14 protein-coding genes and 2 pseudogenes are annotated in these 13939 nt (G+C 70.0%); 12 read left to right on the forward strand and 4 right to left on the reverse strand.

What is annotated here, in order from left to right; all coding sequences use genetic code 11:
- Positions 1-32: 32 nt before the first annotated feature.
- Positions 33-698, reverse strand: a complete 666-nt coding sequence (locus tag ACFVYK_RS23495; RefSeq protein WP_389777204.1) for a TetR family transcriptional regulator — start codon at positions 696-698, stop codon at positions 33-35.
- A 473-nt stretch (positions 699-1171) separates the two neighbouring features.
- On the opposite strand from ACFVYK_RS23495, the gene ACFVYK_RS23500 reads away from it, so the two are divergent.
- A complete protein-coding gene (locus tag ACFVYK_RS23500; protein WP_389777207.1) occupies positions 1172-1336 on the forward strand; it encodes a hypothetical protein in 165 nt (54 codons plus the stop codon).
- Positions 1337-1459: 123 nt separating this feature from the next.
- On the forward strand, positions 1460-1969 hold the full coding sequence (locus tag ACFVYK_RS23505; RefSeq protein ID WP_389777210.1) for a hypothetical protein: 510 nt from the start codon (positions 1460-1462) through the stop codon (positions 1967-1969).
- A 462-nt stretch (positions 1970-2431) separates the two neighbouring features.
- Here the strand turns inward: ACFVYK_RS23505 and ACFVYK_RS23510 are convergent, their stop codons facing one another.
- The gene (locus ACFVYK_RS23510) at positions 2432-2611 is read right to left on the reverse strand and encodes a hypothetical protein (RefSeq protein WP_389777212.1); all 180 of its coding nucleotides are present in this window, start codon (positions 2609-2611) and stop codon (positions 2432-2434) included.
- A gap of 70 nt (positions 2612-2681) precedes the next feature.
- On the opposite strand from ACFVYK_RS23510, the gene ACFVYK_RS23515 reads away from it, so the two are divergent.
- Positions 2682-3935, forward strand: a complete 1254-nt coding sequence (locus tag ACFVYK_RS23515; protein ID WP_389777215.1) for a PQQ-binding-like beta-propeller repeat protein — start codon at positions 2682-2684, stop codon at positions 3933-3935.
- Positions 3936-4428: 493 nt separating this feature from the next.
- On the opposite strand, the gene ACFVYK_RS23520 is transcribed toward ACFVYK_RS23515, so the two are convergent.
- Positions 4429-4914, reverse strand: coding sequence for a VOC family protein (locus tag ACFVYK_RS23520; RefSeq protein WP_389777218.1), 486 nt, complete (start codon positions 4912-4914; stop codon positions 4429-4431).
- 275 nt (positions 4915-5189) lie between these two features.
- Here ACFVYK_RS23520 and ACFVYK_RS23525 point away from each other — a divergent pair.
- From ACFVYK_RS23525 to ACFVYK_RS23545, 5 genes and pseudogenes are all read left to right on the forward strand, one after another.
- Positions 5190-5566, forward strand: a pseudogene (locus tag ACFVYK_RS23525) (site-specific integrase); the annotation flags it as partial.
- Positions 5567-5769: 203 nt separating this feature from the next.
- Positions 5770-6045: a hypothetical protein gene (locus ACFVYK_RS23530; protein WP_389777221.1), complete on the forward strand. Its 276-nt coding sequence runs from the start codon at positions 5770-5772 to the stop codon at positions 6043-6045.
- Positions 6045-6443: a hypothetical protein gene (locus ACFVYK_RS23535; protein ID WP_143613642.1), complete on the forward strand. Its 399-nt coding sequence runs from the start codon at positions 6045-6047 to the stop codon at positions 6441-6443. The genes ACFVYK_RS23530 and ACFVYK_RS23535 overlap by 1 nt, the downstream gene beginning before the upstream one ends.
- A 244-nt stretch (positions 6444-6687) precedes the next feature.
- Positions 6688-7038 (forward strand): hypothetical protein, encoded by a 351-nt coding sequence (locus tag ACFVYK_RS23540; protein WP_389777224.1) that lies wholly within the window; start codon positions 6688-6690, stop codon positions 7036-7038.
- A gap of 194 nt (positions 7039-7232) precedes the next feature.
- Entirely contained in the window at positions 7233-9896 is a 2664-nt protein-coding gene (locus ACFVYK_RS23545) for a Helicase associated domain protein (RefSeq protein ID WP_389777227.1), read from the forward strand.
- Positions 9897-10222: 326 nt separating this feature from the next.
- Here the strand turns inward: ACFVYK_RS23545 and ACFVYK_RS23550 are convergent, their stop codons facing one another.
- Positions 10223-11074, reverse strand: a complete 852-nt coding sequence (locus ACFVYK_RS23550; RefSeq protein WP_389777230.1) for an SGNH/GDSL hydrolase family protein — start codon at positions 11072-11074, stop codon at positions 10223-10225.
- A 284-nt stretch (positions 11075-11358) separates the two neighbouring features.
- Between ACFVYK_RS23550 and ACFVYK_RS23555 the strand changes: the two are divergent.
- The 4 genes and pseudogenes from ACFVYK_RS23555 to ACFVYK_RS23570 all read left to right on the forward strand — a co-directional run.
- Positions 11359-11642: pseudogene (locus ACFVYK_RS23555) on the forward strand (Tn3 family transposase); the annotation flags it as partial.
- A 127-nt stretch (positions 11643-11769) separates the two neighbouring features.
- Positions 11770-12132 (forward strand): MarR family winged helix-turn-helix transcriptional regulator, encoded by a 363-nt coding sequence (locus ACFVYK_RS23560; RefSeq protein WP_014173936.1) that lies wholly within the window; start codon positions 11770-11772, stop codon positions 12130-12132.
- Complete coding sequence (locus ACFVYK_RS23565) at positions 12129-13562, forward strand: MFS transporter (RefSeq protein ID WP_389777232.1); 1434 nt, start codon at positions 12129-12131, stop codon at positions 13560-13562. Before ACFVYK_RS23560 ends, ACFVYK_RS23565 begins: the two co-directional genes overlap by 4 nt.
- 33 nt (positions 13563-13595) lie before the next feature.
- Positions 13596-13889, forward strand: coding sequence for a DUF1330 domain-containing protein (locus tag ACFVYK_RS23570; protein ID WP_171401715.1), 294 nt, complete (start codon positions 13596-13598; stop codon positions 13887-13889).
- Positions 13890-13939 lie beyond the last annotated feature (50 nt).

Below are 13939 nucleotides of genomic sequence, written 5' to 3' on the forward strand. Positions count from 1 at the left end.
GCGCACCTGCGCCGCGACCCGCCGTTTTCCGCTCAGCTGATCGGCTGTGCCTGCAAGGCCCACCGGGAGTGCGTGAAAAGCCGGCGGCCGCGCTCGACGGAGAGATCCACTCGCATCATCGTCTCCGGCGTGGCGATCGCCCGGACCATCAGCATGTTCAGCTGAGCGACCGCCTCCGGCAGCTCGTCGTACCGGTGCCGGTACCGCGCGTCGCGGCCGGTGTATCCGTCGACCCAACCGGTGGCCACCTGGTGCGGGACCACCCCCGGCATGAGCTCGCCCCGGTCGCGGGCCTCCGTCAGCCACCCCTCCACCAGCGGAATGTACGTGTCCCACAGGAAACCGTAGAGCGGATGCCCCTGCTCCAGGGCGATCCGCATCGCTGCCCGGACCACGGTCACCTGCGGTGCGGCCACCGCGAGCAGGATCGAGGCGTCGACTACGTTCTGCAGACGAGGCCCATCGGTCGACGGGAGGTCGTCCATGACGAACGACTCGGTAGCCACCGCATGGGCGACGTCCTGCTTGCCGCCCTTGAAGTAGTGGTAGACGGCGCCACGGCTCACCTCCCCAGCCTTCACGATGTCCATGACATCGGTGAGTGAGTAGCCGTTCTCCGCGAAGAGGCGCGCTGCGACGTCGAGGATCTTGTCCCTTGTGTCCTTGCCGCGCTGCTGGACCGGCTGTCGCAGCCCCACCCTTATGCCTCCTGTTGTCCGCCGGGCGTACTGCCCGGTCTGCGCTGTGAGGGTCACCATCCATGCCGGCCCAGGCGGTCCCCGTACCGGCGCCGAAGCCACCGCCGGCGCAGATCACCTCAGACGTTATCCACACCGCTGGTGCGGCCACCAGCCCGGCCGTTGACCTTCCCCCGCTGCCCGTGGTGAGTCTCGACCGGGAAACATGCATAGGGTCTATTCTGTGGCGGCACCGTGCAGATCTCAGCAGGGACAGCGTACACAAAAGCCATCTCAAGGGGCTTTACAAGCACGGTGTCTGTTACTGATATGATCAAGGATATGAGATCGCCCCCGGCGGCCGACACGAGGCGATCGACGGGCCATCGCAGCATCCGCGCCCTGGAGGCCGCGAAGGCCGATGACGAGCCCGCAGACCACGGGACCCTGTACCGAACCGCCTGACCGTCGACCGACCCGACCGAGGGACTGTCATGCACACCTCACACTTCCTGACCTGGGTCGCCGCCCGGCTCGACTACGCGTCGGCCATCAGCCGTGCCCGACGGCGCACCGCGCGCGCGGTGTACGTGCCTGTCGGCTCGTCCCCGGCCGGAGCGACCTGGCTCCTCACCGCGTCGGTGGCCTCCCTCACCTGATGCACCCGCCCACGCCCCGCAAGCCGTCCGCGATCACGCACGTGGCGCGCGCCCCGCCGCCCGGCTGACCGTCACAGACCACCTTCCACCAGCAGGAACATACAGATCGGAATCAATGTGAGTATGCGCAAGACCCTGGCTGCCTCCGCCGTGGCGGTGTCCGTCCTCGGCGCGACCGTCGCGATGGCCACGCCCGCCTCGGCGCTGTCCTGGAGCTGCAAGACGAGCAGCAAGTCGATCGACGACGCCGGATACAACGGACCCTGGGCAGACAACTGGGACTTCAAGATCAAGGTCTGCGCCGCGCGATCCGGCGGCTACGGCTACGGCAAGGCGACCATCAGCTGGGACGCCCCGCCGTACTACTCCGGAGTCACCACCACCTTCGACGCCGCGCAGCTCCGCCTCGTCCTCGTCCGGCCCGACAGCGCCGCCACGGTGAAGACCGCGACGTACGACATCGAGTACAAGCTGGAGCACTCCAACTCCTCCGGGAACGGCTCTTGGACGACGCCGACGATCAAGTTCAAGACTGGCAAGCGCGTCTACGCCGACACCACACTCCGGCTCGACTGGGACAGCGACGGCAAGGGCTACCGGAACTACGGGTTCACCGGATCCCCCAGCGTCTGACCCACCTGTACTTCCTCCTCGAAACTCGGGCCACCAACGGTCACCGTGGTGACTGCTCCGGGGACCTGACCCCCGCGCGATCACCCAAGGGGCCGCCCCATCTCGGGCGGCCCCCGCACCCGTTCCCCCGGCCCGCCGACTTCCGCCCGAAGCATGGCTCGGACCGCGTGCGACCCGGCCATCGGCGGCGCCAGGGCTTCGGCGTAGTCGGTGGGGCCGGTTCGTGATCACTTGAGCGCGACTGGCGCAGGGCGGACCAGGATGCGACGGGCACTGCGCCGTCGGCCTCGGCATGCGCGGCGGAGACCAGACGGCACAGCGCGCCCACCCGACGGTGTTCTGCGCGAAGAGGGTGATTCGCAACGGCGGCTCCATCACGTGCGCGCCCCCACGTGTGCGTCCCCACGTGTGCGTCCCCACGTGCGGGCGGGCGCGTGCGTCCGGGAGAGTGGTCCGGCGGGGTCAGCAGGGCGCCGGCGACATCGACACCGAAGACGGGCGTGTACCGGCGGCCGCGGCGGCCTTGGCGAAGCGGACGGTGCCGGCGACGGTGTCCCGGTCGCTCAGCGCGAGCGTCGTCATTCCGCGCTCGGCGGCCCGCTGGACCACGACCGCAAGAAGAGGGGCGTGTTCTGAGCGCATGTGACGTTTCTGTGAGGGTAATGGGTCGTGGTCATCCTGACCGGGTGGCTTCCGACCAGGGGGTATCTCGTTGAAGGCAACAACACGCCTTTCAGGTAGGAGACTTGGCGTCGTCTGCGTCGCCGCCGTCACGCTGTCGATGTTCACCGGCTCGCCGCAGGCGGCGACTCCGGTGCCGGGGCGGACCGCTACCGCGGCCGAGCTGACGGACGCGACGCTCGGCTACCGCGCCGACAGCCGGGCCGACAGTCTCGTCGCGGGGGCTACGGCTGCCCCGCCGTACAAAAAGCTGTGGTCCCGGGACTTCGGGACCGTCGTCTCGGCGCCCGTCGCGGTCGGCGACAAGGTGTACGCCGTGGTCAACGCGGACGACGGCACCGAGGGTGGCCCGCGCATGATGCTCGTCGGGGTCCAGGCCGCCACCGGCGAGGACCTGTGGCCGGCCGTCTCCCTGGAGCAGAACGAGCCCCAAGCCGGGGTGTCGTACGGGGGCGGCCTGCTCTACACGCAGACGTCGCGCGGCACGATCGCCGCGTGGGACCCGGCCACCGGGCAGCAGAAGTGGTCGATAACCCTCGACTCGGCGTCCATGCAGTACCCGCCCGTCTGGTACGACGGCCTGCTCTACCTACAGGACGGCCGCGGCACGGCGCTGGCGCTGCGCGCCGACACCGGCGCCCAGGTGTGGACGGCCCCCCTCTCGGAGTACTCCTGTGCCCCGACCGTCGTCGACGCGTCCGGCGTGTGGATCGGCTTCGACGGCATCGCCTGGCACCACCTCGACCTCAAGACCGGCGCCGAACTGCACCGCTTCGAGGTTCCCGACGTCTCCGGCGCCTACGGCAACCCCGTCGTGCTGGGCGCCGGCGCGGCCTGGACGCGCAGCAGCGACAGTGACGACGAGACGGTCACCGCCTACGACCAGAAGACCGGCGCGGCCGTGCGAAAACTGCCCGCGGACGCTACGCCGGTCTTCGGCCCGGGCCGCGTGTACCTCGCCTATCACGGCAAGGTCAGGGCGCTCAGCACCAGTACGTACAAGGCCGCCTGGACCTACACCAGTTCCGTGAACGCGGCCACTGTGCGCCTGGTGGCCAATGGCTACGTGTACGTGGAGGACGCCGACGGACGTCTTGTCGTGCTCGACCAGAAGACCGGCAAGGTCGCGTGGTCGTACCGGCGTTACCCCGCGCCGCCGCCCATGTCGAACATCGTCGCCGAGGACGACTGGCGCGGTTTCGTCGTCCCCGGCATCGCCACCTCCCAGGCCCGGCTCTTCGTGCCCGGAGCCGAAGGCACCCTGATCGCCTTCGGCAAGGGATAGGGCGGCGCGCTTCCCACGCCAGCGTTCTTCGAGAACGCTGGCGTGCCAACAGCGGCCGAACTGACCGGCGCGAACTGCGCCGACGAAGCCCGCCGTGCACTTTCTCCGGGCCGGGCAGAGCATCATGCCCACGAAGGGCTCGTAGTCGGGGTAGTCGGTCTACGGCTCAGCGGTGAAGCGCGACCGTGCGCACTTCGGTCCCGCTGGACGATCTCCCGCACCGGTTCACGGCTCTTCCCGCCCTCGCCCGGCGACGGTGCACAGGAGTGCCGTCGGCGGAGGCCTGTCCCGGCCGATGTAGACGAGTAGACGACCGGTTCACCGCACCACTCCCCGCTCATGACGTGCGATCCTCGGCGAATACCCCGACGCGGGGCCTTCTGCCTGCGGAACCCAGCCGAACAGCTCATAGGGCATGTCACCAACAGTGCGGGAAGCACAGATGCTGTCACCGGGTTCGGTCCATCTGGTCACCGTGCGCACCTGCGAGCGGTCACCCGGCGGCAGCCAGCCGACGCCGAAGCTCCTCGTCTGAGACGTCTTCCATGTGGGTCAGAAACACCCACATGTGACCCGAAGGATCCTTGAGGATGACGGTGCGGTCACCATGGAACATATCTGTCGGCGGCTGGAGGATCTCGGCGCCGGCAGCCTCTGCGCGCTTCGCCAAGCTGTCGACGTCCGGCACAAAGACATGCAGCGTGACGGACGTGCCTCCACCGAGCGAGGCGGGCGCGGCGAAGGAGCCGGCCTCGGCCTCGTCCACGCTGGCGTCGCCCAGCATCAGCACCGACCGCCCGATGGTGATCTCGGCGTGCAGAATCCCGCCGCCCGGAGCATCGATCCTGAACTCCTCACGAGCGCCGAACGCCCGCCGGTAGAAATCGATCGCCACGGCGGCGTCATCGACCATGATGTGCGGGATCACGGCATAGCGGTAACGGTCGGGTATCTCGATGTGAGCTGTGCTCTCGGCCATGACGAACTCCTTGAAAGGCACCGCCGGTCTGCTCCTGCGGCTCTGGAACGAACCTAGAAGCTCAACCATGGTTGAGGTCAAACACCGATATGCCCCCTGCCGGTACCGTCTGCGGGCACCCGCCCACAGCAGCATGCAGCGGGGTTCGCACGCCGCGATCCCGGTGACAGCAAGCCTGCCTTCATGACAACTGTCGCGCTTCGGCTCAGTGGCGCGGACGCGCCCTCCGTGACTCGCACGTATACCCCCTGGACAGTTGACGGGTCGTCGGTCTGCGTCCCACCGTCGGCCAGCGTTGGACCGGAACGGGGAGGTGCACGACACCCGCGGGCTCAAGAACCGGCCTGCGCACGAGCCCGCATCGTTCCGATTGCGTCGCGCCCCGTGCGCATGCTCCGAACCCACATCGAAGAGTTCGGTACGGCCAAGGACGGCCGACTGTTCGCCAACGAACGCGGGAAGTAGTCGCCTCGACGACGTACTGGCGTGGCTGGGATGAGGCGCGGCACCTGGCGTCACGCCGGTCACGCCGGAACAGGTGGCCTCGCCGCTGCCTGCCCGGCCGTACGACCTGCGGCACGCCGCTCTGTCGTCCGGGCCCAACGCCGGCGTGGACCCCACAGAGGTTGCCGAGCGGGCGGACAACAGCGTGGTCTGGGATTCGCACGTCCGAGGAGGGTGCCCCCGACGAGGATCCAGGATCGGCTCCACCACTTTGTGCGCGGACACCATCCTGGCTGTTGTTCGCCCACGGCGAGCGCACCCCCGCCCCGCGGCGGTGACCTGGAGGGGGCGGTGCTGTCGCATCTACCGCACTCCTCTACCGCCAGTAGAGGAGTGCGGTAGAGTCGGGATATGGCAGCAGACGAGACGAGCATCAAGGTGAGCGCGGCCGCGCGGGACCGGCTGGCGCGGTTGGCGGCCGAGCAGGGCACGACCATCCGCAGCCTGGTCGAGGAGCTGGCGCAGAACACGCCGACGCAGGCCGAATACGCCGAGCGTGCCGAATTGGCCCGCGCCGAGCTCGCCTCCGCCCTCGGCGGCGCGCCGAGTCCGGAGGCGGAGGCGAAGGCCCGTGCGCTGCTGGAGCGCCTGGGCGGGGCGCGGCACGGCTCGCAGACGGCCGCGTAGTGGCGGCGATCGCGGTCGTTCTGGACCACACCACCGCCACCGCTCTGTACGACCCGAAGGACCCGTTCAACGAAGCGGTCGCCGCGTTCTACGTCCAAGCCTCCGGCGGACTGGGCAGCCTGTACGCGCCGGTGCTGTCCCTGACGGCCGGTGACGCCGAGCGGCCCGGCCTGCTCGGCTACATCAAGGGGCTGCGGTTCATCCGGATCGAGGCGTTCGACACCGACGCCGCGGTCACCGCCACCGAACTGCTGCGCTTCGGGCACTCCTGGGCCGCCGTCCACGCCATCCACGCTTCCAGGCCCTCAGCCGCCCATCCGGCCGGACGGTTCCTGCTCACGCTGACGCCCAAGGCCTACGCAGGCACCGGCGTCCAAGCCGTCCACCCCGGCCAGTAACCGCCCACGCCCCCACCCACCCCTTCGGCTCCCTATGCCACCTATACGGCCCTCGGCCCGGACACGAGCCTCCACCGCGGGGCGGGCGCCGAAGCCACCCCGCCCCAAGCCCGCCTCCCGGCACCCCCGGCCGCCGGGCCTGTCCGGCGGATCATGTTCGGGAAGGCTCGGTCATGTTCGGGAAGGCTCGGTCATGTTCGGGGAGGCTCGGTCATGTTCGGGGAGGCTCGGTAGGGTTGTCCGCATGCCTTCTGCACTTGTTGTTGGTTACGACCCGCAAGCGATACCTGGCGTCGACGGTGCGGCGCTTCGTGCGGCGCTCGATGCGGAGCTGGCCCGGTTCGGTGAGCACGGCATCGACGCGGCCATGACGCTGATCGTTTCCGACGAATCGGCCGAGTCCGCCCTGGTCGCATCGTTGACCAAGCAGCCGTGGGATGTCGTGGTCGTCGGCGGTGGGATCCGCAAGGCCGAGCAGCTGCTTCCGCTCTTCGAACAGGTCGTGAACCTGATCCGCCGCTGTGCGCCCCAGGCCGCCGTCGCGTTCAACACCAGTGGCGGGGACAGCGTCGAGGCAGCACAACGATGGCTCTGAATCCCGACCGGCCGATCACGCCCTGATCCACAGTCGGATCGCGGCAACGCCGACGGTGCCGTGGAAGACGTAGGTCCGCTTGTCGGACCTCGTGGCCACGGCCCGGAACCTCAGCCGATGGACCGGCTGATCGCCACGGATCCTCGGGCCGCCCCCGGACCCGCCCACCGAGACGAAAGCGCCTCGACGTCTCCATGATCCAGCTCAAAGAACACCAGGTGACCCAGAAGACGGCGTTCCGCAGATGGGCGGGATTCCCCTCCCGCTCACCCGTACCGCCACAGGGCGCCCGGGGCACGATCGTGTCAGCGACCGGATCGGGCAAGACGATCACCGCCGCCGCGTGCGCGCTGGAATGTTTCCCGGGCGGCCGGATCCTCGTCACGGTCCCCACCTTGGACCTGCTCGTGCAGACCGCCCAGGCCTGGCGCTCGCTGGGGCACCGCGCCCAGATGATCGCGGTGTGCTCGCTGGAGAACGATGCGGTGCTCAACTCACTGGGTGTGCGCACCACCACCAACGCGATCCAGCTCGCCCTGTGGGCCGGGTCCGGGCCTGTGGTCGTGTTCGCCACGTACGCCTCCCTGGTGGACCGCGAGGACCCGGAAGACCTGACGGGTCGGGGACGCGTTCGCGGGCCTCTGGAGTCCGCCCTGATGGGCGGAGAGCGCCTGTACGGGCAGCAGATGGCCCCGTTCGACCTCGCGATCGTGGATGAGGCGCATGGCACGGCCGGCGATCTCGGTCGGCCGTGGGCGGCTATCCACGACAACGCCCGCATCCCCGCCGACTTCCGGCTCTATCTCACCGCGACGCCGCGCATCCTCGCCGCTCCCCGGCCGCGGACAGGCGCGGACGGCCAGGAGGTGGAGCTCGCGACCATGGCCGACGACCCGGACGGCACCTACGGCGCCTGGCTCGCAGAACTCGGGCTGAGCGAAGCAATCGAGCGCGAGATCCTCGCCGGCTTCGAGATCGACGTCCTGGAGATCCGCGACCCCTCCCCCGTTCTGGGGGAGTCCGAAGAGGCCCGGCGCGGCCGGCGCCTGGCACTCTTGCAGACCGCACTTTTGGAGCACGCCGCGGCGTACAACCTGCGTACGGTCATGACGTTCCACCAGAAGGTGGAGGAGGCCGCCGCGTTCGCGGAGAAGCTGCCCGAGACGGCCGCCGAGCTGTACGTGAACGACGCCTCCGATGAGGACCTGGCCGCTGCGGACCGGCTTCCCGCGTCCTCGATCGACGCGGAGTTCTACGACCTGGAGGCCGGCCGCCACGTCCCGCCGGACCGGGTGTGGTCGGCATGGCTGTGCGGCGACCACCTCGTGTCCGAGCGGCGCGAGGTCCTGCGCCAGTTCGCAGGCGGCATCGACGCGGCCGGCCGCCGGGTCCACCGCGCCTTCCTCGCCAGCTGCCGCGTCCTCGGGGAAGGCGTGGACATCACCGGCGAGCGCGGCGTGGAGGCCGTCTGCTTCGCCGACACCCGCGGCTCCCAGGTCGAGATCGTCCAGAACATCGGCCGCGCCCTCCGCCTCAACAAGGACGGCTCCACCAAGGTCGCACGGATCATCGTGCCCGTGTTCCTGGAGCCCGGCGAGGACCCCACCGACATGATCGCCAGCGCCTCGTTCCGCCCCCTGGTCGCGGTCCTCCAAGGACTCCGCAGTCATGACGAACGACTCGTCGAGCAGCTCGCCTCCCGCGCCCTCACCAGCGGCAAACGCACAGTCCACATCCGGCGGGACGAACACGGCCGGATCATCGGGGCCGGCGGCAAGGGTGACGGCGAGGACCAGGAGCAGGACGACGACACGCAGGCCGCCGCCGAGTCGGCCCTGCTCCACTTCTCCAGCCCGCGCGACGCGGCGACCATCGCCGCCTTCCTGCGCACCCGTGTCTACCGGCCCGAATCCCTGGTCTGGCTCGAGGGCTACCAAGCCCTCGTCCGCTGGCGGAAGCAGAACCAGATCACCGGCCTCCACGCCGTCCCCTACGACGCCGTGGTGGAAGTAGGCGTCACGAAGGAATTCCCCCTCGGGCGGTGGGTGCACCAGCAGCGCAAGGCGCTGCGGGCCGGGGAACTGGAGGAACGGCGCAAGACCCTGCTCGACGCGCCGGAGGCGGGAATGGTGTGGGAGCCCGGCGAGGAGGCCTGGGAGAACAAACTCGCCGCGCTCCGGTCCTACAAGCGGGCCACCGGACACCTCGCACCCCGTCAGGACGCCGTGTGGGGCGAGAGCGAGACGATGACGCCCATCGGGCAGCACATGGCCAACCTCCGCCGGAAGGGCGGCCTGGGCAAGGACCCGGAGCGGGCGGCACAGCGCGCGGAGCAGCTGGCCGCGATCGACCCGGACTGGAACTGCCCCTGGCCGCTGGACTGGCAGCGGCACTACCGCGTCCTCGCGGACCTGGTCGACGCCGACGGCGTCCTGCCGGCCATCGCACCCGGGGTCCTGTTCGAGGGAGACGACATCGGCAAGTGGCTCCAGCGGCAGAAGAATCCGGGCACCTGGAAGCTGCTGTCGAACGAGCAACAGGAGCGGCTGTCGGCGTTGGGTGTGCAGCCCGCTGAGGCCCCGTCTCCCGCCCCGGCGGCCAGCCGCGCGACAAAGGGCCCGAGCAAGGCGCAGCAGGCGTTCCAGCGGGGCGTGGCAGCCCTCGCGCAGTGGATGGAACGCGAAGGCGCCCACAGGCCTGTACCGCGCGGCCACGCTGAGGAGATCACGGTCGACGGCGAGACGGAACCGGTGGCCGTCAAGCTGGGCGTATGGTTCTCGAACACCAAGACCCGGCGCGACAAGCTCACGGCGGAGCAACTCGACGCGCTGCGGGAACTGGGCGTCGAGTGGGCGTGACGCCGCTGCCGTCCGGTAGTTGAGCCGACTCTGTCATGACATGTGCCCTGCCGCCGCCGCCCGGACGTCAGCCGGCGCTGAACGTGTGGGCGGCGTCACCGCGCCGCTCCAGCTTCTGCGGGATGGGGATGGAGTGCCGGGCCGGGTCTCCGTCTTCAGTTCAGTGGCGGCCCGGCGGCGAAGGTCGCTTCTGGCCGTCGCTGGAGACCAGACGCGATGGTGGGTGCCGGGCAGCTCGAACAGCCCGAGGCATCGTCCTGTCGGCCAGACCCCCGCTCCACCGGGTCGGCGTGATCGTGCGACCCGGTGGAGCGAGGGAGCGGTGACTACTTGCTGAGCCGGTCGTACACCTCGAAGGCCGTCATCAGGTGTCCGATGGCGTTGGGGTGGGCGGAGCCGGGCGTCTGCGGCAGCAGCGGGTTGATCCACTGCCCGGACGAGGGCTGGCACATGTCCCTGCCGTGGAACACGGAGGACGTGCCGACGAACTCGGCCTGCTTGAGGTAAGCCGCCGTCTCCAGCAGGAGGTTCAGCCGGTTCGTGGCCTGGTTGAGCCAGGTCATGTCGCCCTTGGCCAGGGGCACGGAGGCACCGCAGGAGCTTCCGTCAGCGGGGAACAGGTTCGGATACCCCACCACGACGACACGTGCCTGGGGGCTGCGCCGCTTGATGTCGGTGAGCATGTCGGGGATGCGGGTGCTCAGTTTCGCGAAGTCCGCGTCCAGGTCCTTGCCGCCGGCGGCAAGCCGGTCGCGGCAGGGGGTGCCCTCCTTGGTGGTAAGCCCGGCCAGCACGCACGTGGTGAGCACATCGGAGAATCCGAGGTCGTTGCCGCCGAGCGTGACGGTCACCAGGTCGGTGTCCTTGGTGAGGGCGTCGACCTGCGGCGCGGCCGATCCCTGCTTGTTCCACAGCGCGCGTGTGGTGGCACCGCTGCAGGTGACGTCCTTGAACACGGCCGGCTTGTACGTCTCGGCGATCCACGACGGGTAGCTGCCCGCGGAACGCCTGCACTCCGCGTTCGTCTGCTGGGGCAGGCCCGTGCCGGCGGCGTAGGAGTCGCCGAGAGCGACGTAATGCTTGACGGATCCCTGCTCGGAGGCTGTGGCCGCCCCGGCCGAACCGGTCCCGGAAAGCAGCAGCGAGGCGGTGGCGGCGGTGAGGGCGGCGGTCGTCATCCTCCTTCCGCGGCGTAGGGAGAATTGACGGTGACGAGGCATTGAATCCCCTTGAGGTAGAAAGGAGGCATACAGGTCGTCGACCTGTTGACCGGTGCACGACGCACGGGCGTGCCTCTCGTCTCAACGGCATCAGCACACACCCGGTTCACCGCTCACGGCCTTTGTCCTTCTCACGGGACTGTGGCAGGCCGAGCCGCAGCGTCGTGCCGGGCATCGCAGGTGGGTAGCGCCACCTGCGCCATGGTCGCGGGCGGCATCGACCGGGCATCGGCGTCCCGATTCGCGCCGGCCACCTCACGCAGCAGAAAGCCTGGTCGAAGAGCATCTGGCTCGGCGCGCTCGGCCGGTCCTCAACGCCCTCGTGCTGTTCACGACGCGGTGCACGGACGCCGCAGTAGACCGGCTGCGCGCGGACGGCTTCGACGTCCGCGACGAGGACGTGGCCCGCCTCTCGCCGTTCGGGCGGCACCACATCAACATGCTCGGCCGGTACTCCGAGCGCGATGGCCGGCCGCCGTCGCGGGTGTGGATCGAGGCCGCCCGCGCCAGTCGACCATTTCCATAAACTATGAATATAAAGTTGCTATGCTTCGAGCATGAGTCGTCAAGACACCGCTCCTGGCGCGTCCGCCGCCATCGGGGCAGCCCTCTACGGCCTGGCCACCAGGGCCGCGAGACGCCTGCCCCGGGACATGAGCCTGACCTCCGCCGCCACCCTGGCCACCCTGGACCGGACCGGCCCGCGGCGCATCACCGATCTGGCCGCGGTCGAGGGCGTCACCCAGCCCGCGATGACCGCCCTGGTCCGAGTGATGGAGGAGTCCGGCCTGGTCGAGCGGCGGGGCGACGCGTCCGACAAGCGGGTCACGCTGGTGTGCCTGACCGAGGCCGGCGCCTCCTATGTCCGGACGCGGCGCCAGGCGGGCGTCCACGCGTTCGAGCGGTTGATCGGCGAGCTCACCGGCGACGAGGTCGAGGCGCTGGTGGCGGCCCTTCCGGCGCTGAAGCATCTGGCAGAGCTCGAAAGCCAGGACCGCGAAGGGCCGAAGCAGTGACCGGGCAGCCGGTCGACGGGGTCGCGGTGAAGGCGTTCCCGGTGGCGCGTTCCGAGGCGCGGCTGCTGGTCCCCGCCCTGATGTTCATCGCTCTGGTCGTGGCGGCGGTCGCCAGCCTCGGGACGCCGCTCATCACCAGCGTGGCGACCTCGTTCCACGTCTCGCTCGGCAGCGCGCAGTGGACGCTGACCGTCGCACTGCTCAGCGGCGCCGTCGCCACGCCGGTCCTGGGCCGGCTCGGAGCCGGCCCGCACCGACGGGCCACGATCCTCGTCACGCTGGCGGTCGTCGTCGCCGGCAGCGCGCTCACCGTGCTGCCGCTGCCGTTCGCGTGGCTGCTGGCCGGCAGGGCGGCCCAGGGCGTCGGGCTCGGGCTGACGGCGCTGATGATGGGCGTGGCCCGGGACCACCTTCCCGAGGAGCGCAGCGCGGCCGTGATCGCCCTGATCTCGGTGGTCTCGATCATCGGGGCCGGCGTCGGCTACCCGCTGGCCGCACTGCTCGCCGAGCTCGGCGGGGTACGGGCCGCCTACGGCCTCGGCCTGGTCGTCACCGCCGCCGCCCTCCTGACCGCGTGGCGGTCCATGCCCGAAGCCCCCGAAGGCCGCTCCGCCCACGTGGACGTGGCAGGCGCGGTCGTCCTGGCCGCTGCGCTGCTCCTGGTGCTGTTCCTCGCCGGCGAACGGAATCTGTGGAGCCGGCACCTGGCCGTGGCGGCGGGCCTCGCCGTCGTCGCGGTGGTGCTGCTCTGCGTCTGGGCCGTCATCGAGCTGCGCAGCACGACGCCCCTGGTCGATGTGCGGGCGGTGCGGCACCCGGCGGTCGCCGGGGCGAACCTCGCCATGTTCGTCGGCGGGATCGGCATGTACCTCCTGCTCACGCTCATCACCCGGTACGCGCAGACGCCGCACGGCGCCGGCTACGGCTTCGGGCTGACGACCTTCGTCGCCGGGCTGGTCCTCATCCCGTTCTCGGTGCTGGGGTTCGTCGCCGGCAAGCTCACGCCGCGGGTCCGGACGCGGATCGCCGACCCCCTGCTCCTGGCCGGCAGCGCCGTCGTGGTCGGCGGCGGGTTCGCCCTGTTCGCGGCGGCCCGGTCGGACCTGGCCGAACTGTTCGCGGCGATGGGCGTGCTCGGCTTCGGCGTCGGCGGCTTCTCGGCCGCGATGCCCGGCGTCATCCTGGCCGTCACCCCCAAGAGCGAGACGTCGAGCGCCATGAGCTTCAACTACGTCGTCCGCAGCGTCGGGTACTCCCTGGGCAGCGCCATCGGCGGCCTGATCCTCGCCGCGGGCACCGGCCCCGGCCACCTCTTCCCCGACGACAGCGCCTACACCACCGCGGCGCTGGTCGGCATCGGCGCCATGGCGATCACGACGCTGACAAGCCTCGCTCTCGCCCGCCGACGCTCGTCCGAGACCAACCCGTAAGTCAGATGCACTCATCCCGACACTGGAGGTTCCATGCCCAAGGGCTACTGGGTCAGCGCCTACCGCACCATTTCAGACCCCGAGAAGCTGGCTGCCTACAACAAGCTGGCCGCTCCGGCCGTCAAGGCCGGGGGCGGTCGGGTCCTCGCCCGTGGCGGTCGGGTCGTGGCGCATGACGCCGGAATCGCCGAGCGTACCGTCCTGATCGAGTTCGACAGCTTCGAGCAGGCCGTCGCGGCGCACGAGAGTGCGGCCTACCAGGAGGCGCTGGTCGCCCTCTCCGACGGCGTCGAGCGCGACTTCCGCATCGTCGAAGGCATCGACTGACCGAGGTCCAGTCGCATCTTCACCGAAGCTCAACCTGACCGCCGCCGACG

The sequence above is a fragment of the Streptomyces sp. NPDC058291 genome (genome assembly GCF_042880855.1).
In the GTDB taxonomy this organism is placed as follows: Bacteria; Actinomycetota; Actinomycetes; order Streptomycetales; family Streptomycetaceae; genus Streptomyces.

Bases quoted from the DNA above. Each gene is read 5' to 3' on its own strand.
- ACFVYK_RS23540 (WP_389777224.1), top strand. From the start codon at position 6,688: ATGCCTTCTGCACTTGTTGTTGGTTACGACCCGCAAGCGATACCTGGC.
- ACFVYK_RS23530 (WP_389777221.1), top strand. From the start codon at position 5,770: ATGGCAGCAGACGAGACGAGCATCAAGGTGAGCGCGGCCGCGCGGGAC.
- ACFVYK_RS23550 (WP_389777230.1), bottom strand. From the start codon at position 11,074: ATGACGACCGCCGCCCTCACCGCCGCCACCGCCTCGCTGCTGCTTTCC.
- ACFVYK_RS23520 (WP_389777218.1), bottom strand. From the start codon at position 4,914: ATGGCCGAGAGCACAGCTCACATCGAGATACCCGACCGTTACCGCTAT.
- ACFVYK_RS23570 (WP_171401715.1), top strand. From the start codon at position 13,596: ATGCCCAAGGGCTACTGGGTCAGCGCCTACCGCACCATTTCAGACCCC.
- ACFVYK_RS23545 (WP_389777227.1), top strand. From the start codon at position 7,233: ATGATCCAGCTCAAAGAACACCAGGTGACCCAGAAGACGGCGTTCCGC.
- ACFVYK_RS23505 (WP_389777210.1), top strand. From the start codon at position 1,460: ATGCGCAAGACCCTGGCTGCCTCCGCCGTGGCGGTGTCCGTCCTCGGC.
- ACFVYK_RS23560 (WP_014173936.1), top strand. From the start codon at position 11,770: ATGAGCCTGACCTCCGCCGCCACCCTGGCCACCCTGGACCGGACCGGC.
- ACFVYK_RS23510 (WP_389777212.1), bottom strand. From the start codon at position 2,611: ATGCGCTCAGAACACGCCCCTCTTCTTGCGGTCGTGGTCCAGCGGGCC.
- ACFVYK_RS23500 (WP_389777207.1), top strand. From the start codon at position 1,172: ATGCACACCTCACACTTCCTGACCTGGGTCGCCGCCCGGCTCGACTAC.